This is a genomic window from Lelliottia jeotgali, from assembly GCF_977070485.1.
Genome location: NZ_CDRVFO010000016.1, coordinates 80,490 through 93,650, shown reverse-complemented (window position 1 = coordinate 93,650; position 13,161 = coordinate 80,490). Strand labels below are relative to the sequence as shown.

The 13,161-nt window shown below is 55.9% G+C and carries 10 protein-coding genes and 2 pseudogenes; 6 read left to right on the top strand and 6 right to left on the bottom strand.

What is annotated here, in order from left to right; translation table 11 throughout:
* Nucleotides 1-60 precede the first annotated feature (60 nt).
* Nucleotides 61-1,875, bottom strand: coding sequence for a Mu transposase C-terminal domain-containing protein (locus ACW4TB_RS21550; RefSeq protein ID WP_455828514.1), 1,815 nt, complete (start codon nt 1,873-1,875; stop codon nt 61-63).
* Nucleotides 1,876-3,150: 1,275 nt separating this feature from the next.
* Between ACW4TB_RS21550 and ACW4TB_RS21545 the strand changes: the two are divergent.
* Together ACW4TB_RS21545 and ACW4TB_RS21540 are read left to right on the top strand one after the other, a co-directional pair.
* Nucleotides 3,151-3,393, top strand: a pseudogene (locus ACW4TB_RS21545) (SDR family NAD(P)-dependent oxidoreductase); the annotation flags it as partial.
* Nucleotides 3,394-3,520: 127 nt separating this feature from the next.
* Complete coding sequence (locus ACW4TB_RS21540; RefSeq protein ID WP_279931602.1) at nt 3,521-4,960, top strand: PucR family transcriptional regulator; 1,440 nt, start codon at nt 3,521-3,523, stop codon at nt 4,958-4,960.
* Between the two features lie 65 nt (nt 4,961-5,025).
* Here the strand turns inward: ACW4TB_RS21540 and ACW4TB_RS21535 are convergent, their stop codons facing one another.
* The 4 genes from ACW4TB_RS21535 to ACW4TB_RS21520 all read right to left on the bottom strand — a co-directional run bounded on the left by ACW4TB_RS21535 (nt 5,026) and on the right by ACW4TB_RS21520 (nt 9,802).
* Nucleotides 5,026-6,537, bottom strand: coding sequence for a CoA-acylating methylmalonate-semialdehyde dehydrogenase (locus ACW4TB_RS21535; RefSeq protein WP_279931600.1), 1,512 nt, complete (start codon nt 6,535-6,537; stop codon nt 5,026-5,028).
* A gap of 63 nt (nt 6,538-6,600) precedes the next feature.
* Nucleotides 6,601-6,951, bottom strand: coding sequence for a cupin domain-containing protein (locus ACW4TB_RS21530; protein ID WP_279931598.1), 351 nt, complete (start codon nt 6,949-6,951; stop codon nt 6,601-6,603).
* A 15-nt stretch (nt 6,952-6,966) separates the two neighbouring features.
* Entirely contained in the window at nt 6,967-8,349 is a 1,383-nt protein-coding gene (locus tag ACW4TB_RS21525) for an NAD(P)/FAD-dependent oxidoreductase (protein ID WP_012314471.1), read from the bottom strand.
* 58 nt (nt 8,350-8,407) lie between these two features.
* Nucleotides 8,408-9,802, bottom strand: coding sequence for an amino acid permease (locus ACW4TB_RS21520; protein WP_012314470.1), 1,395 nt, complete (start codon nt 9,800-9,802; stop codon nt 8,408-8,410).
* A 171-nt stretch (nt 9,803-9,973) separates the two neighbouring features.
* Between ACW4TB_RS21520 and ACW4TB_RS21515 the strand changes: the two are divergent.
* Nucleotides 9,974-10,057 (top strand): annotated as a pseudogene (locus tag ACW4TB_RS21515) (transposase domain-containing protein); the annotation flags it as partial.
* Nucleotides 10,058-10,164: 107 nt separating this feature from the next.
* Here the strand turns inward: ACW4TB_RS21515 and ACW4TB_RS21510 are convergent.
* Entirely contained in the window at nt 10,165-10,977 is an 813-nt protein-coding gene (locus tag ACW4TB_RS21510; RefSeq protein WP_269821435.1) for a LysR substrate-binding domain-containing protein, read from the bottom strand.
* Between ACW4TB_RS21510 and ACW4TB_RS21505 the strand changes: the two genes are divergently transcribed.
* The 3 genes from ACW4TB_RS21505 to ACW4TB_RS21495 are packed head-to-tail and all read left to right on the top strand — an operon-like array spanning nt 10,886 to nt 13,055.
* Entirely contained in the window at nt 10,886-11,167 is a 282-nt protein-coding gene (locus tag ACW4TB_RS21505; protein WP_279931753.1) for a hypothetical protein, read from the top strand. The genes ACW4TB_RS21510 and ACW4TB_RS21505 overlap by 92 nt on opposite strands.
* Nucleotides 11,168-11,199: 32 nt before the next feature.
* Entirely contained in the window at nt 11,200-12,057 is an 858-nt protein-coding gene (locus ACW4TB_RS21500; RefSeq protein WP_279931595.1) for a transketolase, read from the top strand.
* Nucleotides 12,054-13,055 carry a transketolase family protein gene (locus ACW4TB_RS21495; RefSeq protein WP_237858989.1) on the top strand — a complete coding sequence of 334 codons (1,002 nt, stop codon included), beginning with the start codon at nt 12,054-12,056 and terminating at the stop codon, nt 13,053-13,055. The genes ACW4TB_RS21500 and ACW4TB_RS21495 overlap by 4 nt, the downstream gene beginning before the upstream one ends.
* Nucleotides 13,056-13,161 lie beyond the last annotated feature (106 nt).

Below are 13,161 nucleotides of genomic sequence, written 5' to 3'. Positions count from 1 at the left end.
TCCTTGTATCCATATCGGCGGATAAGAGATGCCTCAACTCTGGTCTAACATGATCAAAGTTCACTGTTGATCCTCCGAACCAAATTTTTTGGGTCGCACTGTATAATCAGGGGTTGCGGTGTTTTTCGAGCGAGTTTTATCCTGGGCCGGCTTTGATAGAGTCGGGTAAGCCTCACCGTAAGCTTTTTCTGCTGCGTTGCGTCGACGTGCTGCCTGAGTTAGTCGAGCGCTATTTTTTTCGATTCCCTGCTTTTCCCTATATGCCTGGACTCCAGCGTCACTATCAATACTGCCAGCCCTTACCGGCTTCCTGTGAATTTTGCTGGCTCTATATTCCTCAAAAGTCACCACATGACGCGTCAAGTCTGACAAGCGTATGGAGCAAAACTCCCCTCCCAATTTCACCCAGACCGCATCCATGTTGAATGGGTCATACTTCACGACTGCATTATGCGTGCCAACATAAGGCGAAAGTATAGGATCCCAATAGACTTCGCCATGCAGCTTTATGCCTTCGGGATTTACTTTTCGAACTTCCTCCGGCATAAAGTACAATTTTAATTTTTCTGGCTGCGCAACTTTAGGAGGAAAAGGAATTCCTCCATTGGGCGCATAGTGATCAATCCATTTCTGCCGCGGACTCACTCTTAACTGAGAATGAACTGTGGAGTGGTACACTACAACCTCTCGTGCAAACCACCTAGTGAAATCTGAAAACGTCATGGTCGCGCTCTTCGCACTATCTATCCCGCGACGCGCAACAGCATTTGACATCGTAGTGCCTTTTAGATAGTGCACCTTTGTCGTCATGAGCGTCCCAATCAGGCGTTCAACATGCCCTCCATAATGCTTCCTTCCATATGGCCTGTATTCTGTCTCTACGCCAAAGGAAGCGCACCCCGCCTTAAATTTCGGCGAGGTGAATTCAGCGGCATTGTCCATATGCAGGACTTCCGGCTTCCCATAAAATAGATAGTCCTCCGTATTAAGCCCCAAACTTTTTGCAAAATCAGCCTTAGGCAAAATCGCATGACTCAGGGCACATGCCACAGATACTGCAGAAGGCACATGCAAACTTAAATAATAACCAAGAATCACCCTTGTATAAACATCTATTAGGACAGTTAGCCACGGCCGACCGATAACATTTATGCGGTCATCATCCAGCAATATAACATCCACAAGGGTGTGATCCATCTGCACCCACTGAAGAGGGTGCGATACTTTCTTCTTTCCGGGGCGCGCGGAGAACTTTTGCGAGGCAGCATCTGCTCCATCTTTTATTTTTGCACGCTCTTTTTCCGAAAAAAGCATCTTTACTCGCCTTGCTACTGTATCTTTGCACGGGGATTCCAACCCCTTTTCTTTACAGGTTACATCAACTTCAACCCAGACCTTAGAATAGCTAGCCGCTTTCGACCCGTAAATCTTGTCCGCAGCTTCAGAAATGATTATCTCCATTTCTTCGTCAAGCCTTGTCGTTCCGGCTTTTCTGCCGCGCCGTCTGAGCGCCATTGATAACGGACCAAGGTCTTCGTCATACTGCCGGGCGAGTCGAAATATATAGCTTTTCGACAAATTCAATATTGCACTCACCTCAGCAGCAGACAACTCGCTGTTGCGCATTTTATTTATCGCATCATAACGCTCTGCAAAAACCAGTAATTCTTCTGGCGCATAAGAATTTGCGTCACGATCAATTGGATCACCTATCTCTTTTTTTACAATCCGCTCAATGGAGCTTTTAGCCACCATCTTTACCGCATTAGTTGAATCTATGATCACCCTTACGTGCTTGTCGCTGAAAACCTGCTGGATCGTAGCAAGTTTACCCTCAGCTATCACTTGCTCTCCAACTTTAAATTTGCCAGTCATGTAGTATTCTCAATGCAGGACAAAATTTCGCCATCGCACGGACAACTTCCAAAGGTATCAGAATAAATTTATTAAGAATAAAGATGAACCTCTAGAGAGGTCATTAAGCAAGAAGATTTTCCAGCTTAAAAAGTAGACCATATGCAAGATTTGCGCAAATTTTGTCTACTTTTTAAGCCGAAGTAAGTCTAAGCACTTGATTTTGTTGATAATTATTATGTATCTTTTTTAATCAGGCTTCACAACTTCTCCAGTTTCACCATTCACAGGCGCCGTTTTCAGCATTCACCGGTTCCCTTGTAGCCGTCGCGAATCACGGACACTTCTTCCCCCGCAGCCCCGCAGCCCCCAGCCCACAAGCCCACAAGCCCACAAGCCCACAAGCCCTCCAGCGTCTCGGGGTTGCTTCCAAGCGCCAGCAAACCGCAGAAATGCGGACACTTATGCCTCTGAGCGCTTCCCGCAAACCCTTGATTCCATTGGGTCTTGTCAATAAACGCTCGTTTGAACCGTTGCTCCGGTTTTCCGCGCTATCTGGACACTCTAGCAATCTGCGGGATTTCCAAAACGCCCCCTGTGAGCCAGTAAATCCAACGCCTCCAGGGTTTTTTGCACCTAATGCGGACACCTTCCTGCTTGCACGGCGAACCCCATAATCAGGACACTTTCCGTATTTTCAGCCCTCAACGAGCCACAGTTTCCATTTGAAATACACGCCCCCCCCCGAAGACCCGCAACACCAAGCAGACAAACGCTCCAAGCCACGCGCTCCGGGCCTTACGGCAGTCCCCACAATTTCGATCGTGTAATTCAGCTCCCTGGATCCCCTTAGCGACACAGCTTTCGCACAAACGACGCTCCGAGCGATTTTCCTGCAAACGCGACGATAATGCGGACACTTTCCAAATCTGACATTTTCAGCCAGCGGAGAGGAATATTTCTCTCACGTGCGGACGCTGCTGGGAGAGTTGCTGAACCCCTCGGGAAACTTGCAGGAAACGTGTTGCAAAATAGACGAGAGGCAGGTCATTCGGAGGGAAGTTGACCGACTGGTGCTCCCTGCTACCGCTAGCACGAAACTGGGTACTCAGACCTCTACGTTGCCCGCCGTAGTTAAAGAGGTCACTCACTGTATGAAAATCGCTAAGGAGCACATCTGTACTCCTTGCTTATGCTTAGCCGCCGCATCACAACCAAAACACCATGCACGCGAATAGCTTGAGTGACCTAGATCTTGTCTAACTCAGCAGACCAAGTTTTCGCGCTTCTGAAGCAGCTGTAGTGAATGTCGCGTCCATAGGTGCACTTCGCGGCGCTGCATTTGCACTGTCCTATGCGGCGAGCCGTGCCGCAGTGGTCTCCATGACAAAGTCCGCTGCACTGGACTGGGCATCGCGAAAATACAGCATACGGGTTAATGCGGTCTTGCCGGGGTCGGTGAGAACCGAGCTTTCCCAGCAGACCAACGCATTGACTATTGGATTTACTCTCCCTCCTCCGTGTCGCACACTGAGGTAATGGCCAAGGCTCTGGCTGTGAAGTCAGAGCTCGGCTCCGCTGGCTGTAGATCATCCCGCTTATTCTGGCAATGCTTGCCTGTCTGTGCAGAGTGCGTTGCTTTATCCGCGTGACACGAGAGCTTCTAATGCTGACGGTGCAAAATCTAATTGCTATTGATCCACTGAAACTGCAGGTTGCCGCCGGCATGGCGGGTATTGGACGGACCATCACCTGGGCACATACGGTTGACCTGCCCGACCCTTGGCGCTGGGTGTCACCGGGTGATCTGGTAATGACCACCGGCGTGGGCCTACCAAAGACTTCGCAGGAGCAGGTTGAATGGCTGGAGCAGCTCGTACAGAGCACCCCTAGCGCCTTGGTCATCGCTCCCAGGCAAGATGCCCCAGACTTGACGCAAGCACTGCTGGAAGCAGCCGATAGGCTGCATTTTCCAGTGCTGCGCGCGAGCTTCCAACTGGAGTTCGTCAAGCTTTCACACCAAGTGATTGAAAGTGTTCTGCAGGCACAGCGGGAGCGGTTCAATGCCAGCGAACGGCTGTTTCAGACTTACGCAGAGGCACTGCGCAAGCAACCAGAAATGGCTGGAAGGCTCTCGATCCTCGCCACTGCATTGGGTATGAGTCTGGCCATCGAAGATGCTGTCAGCGGGCTCAAGATTGTCGAAGCCCAGGGCGTATCTTCAGAAGATGTCGATCACATCGAACGGATACCGATTGGTGGTCGCGCCCGTGCCAATCTCATTATCTCGGGTAGCGCCAGGCGCACTGCCGATGATTCCATATTGGTTCGGTCATTGGCTGGCTTGCTGGGTGTCGAACTGGAGCGTCTGATGATCCAACGCGACCAGCAACGCGAAGAAGGTGAGTCGCTGCTGCGCAGCTTGCTCGACGGTACAACCGAGTTCTCTTTGGCGTTGCCGGTGCTGGAACGTCATGGGCTCACAGGCACATTGGTCAGTTTGGCGATAATGCCAGGGCCAGCCGGCCCATGGTCAATCGACAATATTCATCACTGCCCTTCCCTGTGCGCGCTAACACCATTGCTGTTTGTCGAAAGCGGACTATTGATGGCGCTCAGTCGAAATCAGCCATCAATATTTGAGGAATTGCGCACCAACCTCGGTGTCGGCACTGTGATCGGCGTTAGCGGGCCAATCTCAGCAGCAACGGGCCTACAGGAAAGCTTCCGACAATCCCGGCTCGCGCTTATCCAAGCCCAGGAAATAGTCAAGGAAATCCTGGCTTATGGAGAGGCGGAAACCGGGTTGGTCATGGCACCCAAGTCGATGCCTGAAGCACGTGCACTTGTAGGTCGGTATCTGGGTCCATTGATTGAGCACGATCGTACCCAGGGTGCGGCACTGCTGACCACATTGATTACCTTTCTGCAAAACGACGGCAATTGGAAAGCAACCGCCTTCGACCTAGATGTTCACCGCCAAACGCTTGTCTATCGATTAAAGCTGGTTGAACAACTCACAGGGCTGAAGCCAACAACTACCAGTGGCATCGCACGTTTCTGGATTGCCATTCAGGCGGGCAAGAACACAAAGCTGATCGATTGACATCAGCGGAATGTAAAAGGCCCCGCTGCGTGGGCGGGGCCTTTTCCGTCAGCTAGCCGATAGCCTTAATGGCTGGTCGGCATCGCGAACTCTGCGCCTTTGGCGATGGCTTGCGGCCAACGCTGCATGATGCTCTTCTGCTTGGTGTAGAAGCGCACCCCTTCCTCGCCGTAAGCATGCATGTCACCGAACAGGCTCTTCTTCCAGCCGCCAAAGCCATGCCAGGCCATTGGCACCGGAATCGGTACGTTGATGCCGACCATGCCCACCTGGATACGGCGGCCGAACTCGCGGGCGATGTGGCCGTCGCGGGTGTACAGGCTCACGCCGTTGCCGAATTCGTGGGCGTTGATCAGGTCGACGGCCTCGGCGAAGTCTTTCACTCGCATGCACGCCAGCACCGGGCCGAAAATCTCTTCCTTGTAGATCCGCATGTCTGGAGTGACATTGTCGAACAGCGTGCCGCCCAGCCAGAAACCATCGCCACAGCCGTCGCCTGCGGTCTGGCCATTGAAGCCACGACCATCGACCAGCATGGTCGCGCCCTCTTTTACACCTTGCTCGATGTAACCGGTGATGCGGTCCAGCGCAGCACGGGTAACGATCGGGCCCATTTCGGCTTCGAGGTTGGTACCATTGAGCACTTTGAGCTTGCGGGTGCGCTCGATCAGCTTGGGCATGACTTTTTCAGAGGTATCGTCACCGACAAACACCGCCACGCTGATGGCCATGCAACGCTCACCGGCCGAACCATACGCCGCACCGATCAGGGCATCGACTACCTGGTCGATATCGGCATCGGGCATCACTACCAGATGGTTTTTCGCGCCGCCCAGTGCTTGGACGCGCTTGCCATGGCGAGCGCCGGTTTCATAGATGTGGTTGGCGATCGGGGTCGAACCTACGAACGACACGGCCTGTACATCCGGGTGTTCGATCAGTGCATTCACCGCATCCTTGTCACCCTGCACCACGTTGAACACGCCGTCTGGCAGGCCGGCTTGCTTGAGCAACTCGGCGATGAACAGGCTCGGGCTCGGATCCAGCGGGCTTGGCTTGAGCACGAAGGTATTGCCGGTGGCCAGAGCGACCGGGAACATCCACATTGGCACCATGACCGGGAAGTTGAACGGAGTGATGCCAGTGACTACACCCAATGGCTGGCGCAGGGTCCAGTTGTCGATGTTGGTGCTGACTTGATCGGTGAAATCGGTTTTCAGCAGCTGCGGCGCGCCGCAGGCGAATTCGACGATCTCGATGCCACGCATCACCTCGCCCTGTGCGTCGGTGAAGACCTTGCCGTGTTCGGCGGTGATCATGCGCGCTAGGTCGTCTTTGTGCTCATTCAGCAGCGCCAGGAAATTGTTCAGTACCCGCGAGCGGCGCAGCGGCGACAGATTGCTCCAGGCCGGGAAGGCAGCTTTGGCCGATGCCACGGCAGCATTCACGTCTTTCTGCGCCGACAGTTGCACCTGACCAGTGACCACGCCGGTGGCTGGGTTGTAGACCGGCAGTTGCTGGCCGCTGGTGGCCTCGGCTTGAGCGCCGGAGATCCAGTTCATGATGGTTTGGGTCATTGTCTTTCTCACATCAAAGGGTAACTACGGTGGCGAGCATTTTTTGCTCGCCGTACTCATGTTTCAGTAGATTGCGTAGACCTTGCGTACGGTCTCGAGCACATCCCAACGGCCGGTCCACCCCGGCGGCAGGATGATCAGGTCGCCGCCGTTCACTTCTACGACTTCTTCAGTGCTGCTGTCGGTGAGCAGGGCTTTACCGGAAATGATGTAGGTGAACTCGGTGTCAGGTCGCTCGTTTACTGGCCAGCCACCGGGTTGGCATTCCCACACACCGAGATTACCGACTGCTTCTGGAGCAAGGGTCTGGATGGCGATCTGTGGGTCACCCTTGTCAGCCCCTGCACGCTGGCCGGCGGGGTTAAGAGGCAGGGCCTTGATGTCGGCGTGCTTGATGATGGTGAACGAAGGCATAGGGTTTTCTCCTTATCAATGGGCGCCGGTGAGCTTTTCCAGCAGCATCGCGGTACGCGAAGGTTTGTGGGTGAAGCGTTCTTCGATATCACTCAGCGAGGCTGCTGCGAGGCCGCTGTTGATACCGAACCAACGCAAGGGTTCGCGCTCCCAGGATGGCGAGCGGTGGTTGACCAGAGGCAACGTGTTGATTTCCTCGTCGCGCTCCAGAATGAAGTTGCGCAGCAGACGCCCGGCCAGGTTGCTGGTGGCTACGCCGTCACCCACATAGTTACCGGCCCAGGCCATGCGCTTATTGCGATCGATGCTCACAGTCGGGCACCAGTCGCGCGAGACGCCTAGCGCGCCGCCCCAACGGTGAGTGATGCGTGCATCTCGCAGCGCCGGGAAGAACTCGAGCAGGGTGTCGTAGATCTTGCCGTGGATGTTGTCCACCAAATCGTCCTCGGCAGACATGCGCGAGCCCCAGTTGTAGGGAGCCCCGCGACCACCGAAGACCAACCGGCCTTCCGCCGTCACCTGACCGTAAACGCGCAGGTGGCGCATGTCGTTGAAGGCCATGCGGTGATCGAGTTTGAGCTTGGCCAGCAGATCGCCAGGCAGTGGCTCGGTGGCCAGGACCAACGAGTACAGCGGAATGACAAAACGCGAGTGTCCGGGCTGTTGGGAAGTGAATGCCTCAGTGGCACGCACAGTCATTTCAGCGCGCACCGAGCCATGGGCGGTGTGCACCACCCCCGGCGCCATCTGAGTGACTGCCGACTGCTCATAAATTTTCGCACCCAGGCCTTCAACCAGCTTCGCCAAACCACGGACCAGCTTGCCCGGGTGGATCAGCGCGCAGTGCTCCGTATAAAGGCCACCGAGCGTTTCTTGAGCACCAATGCGTGTCTGGGCTTCAGCAGCCTCAAGCACGCGCCACTGATCGGGGAGCCCAAAGCGTGCCGAAGACTCGACAGCTGCTCTGGCTCGCTCCATCTGTGGTTTGCTACGTGCCAGCGACAAGAAGCCTTGCTTGGCGTAGTCAGCGTCCACCCCTTCCAGCGCGAGTACCCGGCCAATCTCATCGACTGTTTCGTTCATTGCAGCCTGCAGATGCAGAGCCGCATTGTGCGAATACAGCTCCTCTACGCGGTGCAGCGATATCGGGAAAATTGCCGATGCCCAACCGCCGTTGCGCCCAGAGGCACCAAAACCGACTTCGTTTTTCTCCAGCAGAACTACGCGCAGAGAAGGATCACTCTTGAGCAGGTAGTAGGCCGTCCACAGCCCTGTGTAACCGGCTCCGACGATAACGACGTCGGCTTGGGCCGCACCATCCAGTCGCTCACGCGACGGGCTTGGCGCGAACCACAGCGGTTTGTTCGGCAACTGGGACAATTCGTATTTCGCTGACATGCTGTTGGCTTCCCATTGAGGGCCCGGGATCCGGGTAGTACTGATACGGCGTTGTTGACTAAGCAGTGGTGACGGGCTGGCCTTTGACGGCTCGCTGACGCTTGCGAGATAGGCTCAGTGCCAGGTACGAAGCAGCAATGGCGAAGATGGCTATCACGCACTGCAGCAGGCTCATCTGCATGGAGGGATCGAATGCCATGCTGACCAGGACGGCGATGATCGAAGCGGTGACCAGCAGCGGCAGCCATGGGTGGGCCCACATGGCGAACTTCAGGCTGCCCTCTTCTACCCACTTGCGGCGCAGCTTGAGCTGTGACAAGCAGATCATCAGGTAGACAAACAAGAACACCGTGCCCGAGGAGTTGATCAGGAACTGGAACACCGTATCCGGCCACAGTGCTGCAATGACCACGCAGCCATAGCCAACCAAGGTGGAGGCAAGCACGCCACGAACCGGCACACCTTTTTTGTTCACGCCAGCAATCCAGCGAGGCGCCTCGTCATTGGACGCCAGGACGAACAGCAAGCGCGAAGAGGTATAGAGGCCGGCGTTGAGCACTGACAGCACGGCAACCAGAATGACCGCAGTGAGCATCTCGCCAGCACCAGGAATGCCAATGTGTTCCAGCGTGGTCACGAAGGGCGATTTACCTGGGGTCAGGCTGGTCCATGGCTGGGCGACAACGATGAAGAACGTGGCCAGCACAAAGAACACCAGGATGCGCAGCATGACGGTGTTCACTGCCTTGCGGATGTTGCGAGTAGGGTCTTCCGATTCTGCCGCGGCGAGTGTCGCGACCTCGACACCTGTCATGGAGAAAATGACCACGACGACACCCGTGAACAGTGCACCTACGCCGTGGGGCAGGAAGCCACCATGCTGGGTCAAGTTGTCAAAAGAGGCAGTCGAGTTCGGCCACAGATGGAACACGTAGGCGCCCGCCACGAGCAGGAATACGACGATGGCGGCCACTTTAACCCCGGCGAACCAGTATTCGGCCTCACCGAAGGAGTGCACCGACATCATGTTCAGCAAGGTCATGCTGATCATGAGCCCCAGGGCAATGACCCAGACCGGAATATCCGGGAACCAGCCATTGATGATCTGGCCGCCAACCACGGCTTCAAAGCCGACGACAATGACCCAGAAATACCAGTACAGCCAACCGGTCATGTACCCAGCCGGTCGGCCAAACGCCATTCGGGCGTAGTCAACAAAAGAACCTTTGGTGGGATGTGCCGCTGCCATCTCACCGAGCATTCGCATCACTAGAGCGACGATGATGCCGGTGATGGCATAGGTGAGGAACGCACCCGGGCCGGTTGAGGTGATGACGGCGCTGGAACCGACGAACAGACCTGCACCAATGACGCCGCCAAGGGCAAGCATGCTGATATGGCGTGTTTTCAGTGATCGTTTTAGGCGCGGATCATGCTCTGACTGAATGGGCATGGGGTGTCTCCTTTTATTATTGTTCAACGCTTGAACAGGAGACTAAAACGCCTTTGCGGTACTGGAAATCGTTAAATGTTCAGGTTTGCGAGCATAGATTTGTACAAATGTATGATGTCGAATGCGGCTACTTAGAGGTACGGCAGGCTCAGGGGTTACTTATCCTCAAAGCTGCGCCACGTCCTTGAGCGGCTGTCGCATGCTTATTCGGTAGCAGACTATGAGGCGCTGCTGCCGTGGAACCGCTCGCCTGAATGCGCCTCATGGGGCATGACCATCCTTCAAAGCGCCCCTTATCCGAGCCCTGCAAATAGCCTCTCAGCACGCTTTCCCGGGTCATGGACTTCGCCTGCCCCTCCTCTTCACTGCACAGCCAACTCTTTGAACAGCCATTGCTTGAACTGAGTCACTGCATGCGGTTGTCGATGCCGCCGAGGATGCACGAGATAGTGGCCAACGTAGCGGACGCTGTTGCTGACATGCCGAAGCGGGCTGACCAGTTGACCGCTGGCCAGCTCCTGCTCAGCTAACAAGTCAGATTCGAGCACCACCCCCAGGCCGCCAGCCGCCGCTGAAATACTCATGGAGCTTCGATCGAACGCCAAGCCGTAGCTTTTCGGTGGCTGCATGCCGTTGGCCGCGAACCAGCCTTTCCACTGCACTGACTGCCCGTCGCTCTGGATCAGGAACAGCGAATACAAGTCCTGCGGTGAACGAAGATGCCTGGCAACCTCAGGGCTGCACAGCGGCGTCAGCTCTTCGATCCGCAGCGGGGTCTTTTCGTGTGACGAAGGCCTGGGCTCGCCGTAAACGATGTCCAGGTCGAAATCATCGTTGTCGAACCGCGCGTAGTCAGTACTGGCGGATATGCGCAGGTCGATGCCGGGATGACCGTGCAGGAAGCCCGCCAGGCGAGGCACCAACCACTGACTGGCGAACGTCGGCGCAACGTGAAGGCGCAGCGGCACTGCGGGCTCATTGGTCGCAATCGCCAACCCACGGCTCATCTCCTCGAAGCCCCGTTGAACATGATCCAGCAGCATGGAGCCCTCAGACGTCAGCGCCGTGTGACGCGTACTGCGGGTGAACAGCGATACCCCTGCTGCGACTTCCAGTTTGCGTATTGCATGGCTGACTGCGCTTGAGGAGAGATCCAGTTCTTTCGCTGCCTCCACGAAAGAGCATGTACGCCCCGCCGCTTCGAAAACCCTCAGGGCTGAGAGAGGTACCTTTTTAAAGATCTTCATTGATGAATCCAATTCATTGACTGGCGAATTTAAACCTTTTGTCGAGCCTGTATTTTTACATGATCATCTCGGGGTAACTCAATTCGGCTGGTTACTGATGAATTCGCTGCGTCAGTAGCCCCGGATCGCTGGTCACCAATGGAGAATAATATGACCGAGAGTCGCAATGAGCACTTTGCCCGGATGTCGACCCATGCCTGGCGAATCCGACGTTTCGCCCTGCGCATGGGTGAAGTACAGGGCCAAGGCTATGTCGGCCAGGCGCTGGGCTGGGCCGACGTACTGGCTGTTGCCTACTGCCACGCCATGAACATCCGCGCAGATCAACCTGAATGGGAAGGCCGTGACCGTTTCCTGCTTTCCCATGGGCACTACGCGATCGCGCTGTATGCCGCCCTGCTGGAGGCCGGGGTTCTACCGGAAGATGAGCTGGAAACCTATGGCTCCGACGACAGCCGCTTGCCAATGTCCGGCATGGCCACCTACACACCCGGCATGGAAATTTCTGGCGGCTCCCTCGGCCAGGGGTTGGCCATTGCCGTCGGCCAGGCGCTGGGCCTGCGCTTAAAGGGCAACGCTGCGTTCGTCTACAACTCAATGTCCGATGGCGAACTGGATGAGGGTGCGGTATGGGAGGCGGCCATGTCGGCCTCGCATCACAAGCTGGGCAACCTCATAAACCTGGTGGACATCAACCGCCAGCAAGCGGATGGCCCGTCCCACGACATCCTCCAGTTCGAGCCGCTTATCGACAAATGGGCGGCGTTCGGTTGGCACGTGCAACGTGTCGACGGTAATGACTTGCGGGCCGTGATCTCTGCCTTCGATATCGCACGGGCGGTACCCGGTGATAAACCTCGGGTGATTCTCTTCGACACCCTGATGGGTAAGGGCGTGCCCTTCCTGGAGCAGCGTGACAAGAACCACTTCATCCGGGTCGAGCCCGAAGAGTGGCAGCAAGCACTTGCCAACCTCGACGAGATCTACGCGACCCGGAGCCCACAATGACCAACGCTTGCGCTGCAAAACCGAAACTCACCACCTCGTCCATGATCGCCTCCATCGCCACTGAAGGGCAGCGTACTACCCCTGCCCCGTTCGGCCATGCTTTGGTGAAGGCAGGCCAGAAGAATCCACGCGTCGTGGGCATGACAGCAGATCTTGCCAAATACACTGACATGCATATCTTTGCGCAGCGCTACCCGGAGCGCTTCCTGCAGATGGGTATGGCTGAACAGCTGCTCATGGCTGCTGCGGGGGGTATGGCCAAGGAGGGCTTTGTACCCTTCGCCACCACTTATGCGGTGTTTGCCACCCGTCGCGCCTATGACTTCATCCACCAGGTGATCGCAGAAGAAAATCTGAACGTGAAGATCTGCGCGGCCCTGCCTGGCCTCACGACCGGTTATGGCCCGAGCCACCAGGCCACAGAAGACCTGGCGATGATGCGCGCAATTCCTCAGATGATGGTTATTGACCCATGTGATGCGCTGGAAACTGAACAGTGCGTTGCCGCAATAGCCGAGCACGATGGTCCTGTTTACATGCGCCTCCCCCGCGGGCGCGTACCGCTGATCCTCGACGAATACGACTACAAATTTGAGCTCGGCAAAGCCCGCTTGCTACGAGACGGTAATGATGTGCTGATCATTTCCTCGGGCCTTATGACCATGCGTGCTCTAGAAGTCGCTGATGAACTGATCAAGAGCAAGATCGGCACAGCTGTCCTGCACGTGCCGACAATCAAGCCACTCGATGTCCAGGCCATCATTGAACAATGTCGTCGCGAAGGCCGGTTGGTGGTGATTGCGGAAAACCACACGCAGATTGGCGGCCTGGGTGAAGCCATTGCCATGGCCTTGCTGCAAGCCCGTGTGCAACCGGAAGTTCGCCATGTGGCGCTGCCAGATCAGTTCCTCGATGCCGGTGCGTTGCCGACGCTGCACGACCGCTACGGCATCTCCAAAGACGTCATGGTTGCAAACATTCAGCGTTGGCTGGCCTGACGGAACACTCAAGTAGTGCGATCCCCGCTCACTTCGCGATAGACGCTGCCCGAGTGAAGTGAGTGGGCCTTCGTGCTGGAAGCTCCTCTTTTCTTCCCTGGATCGT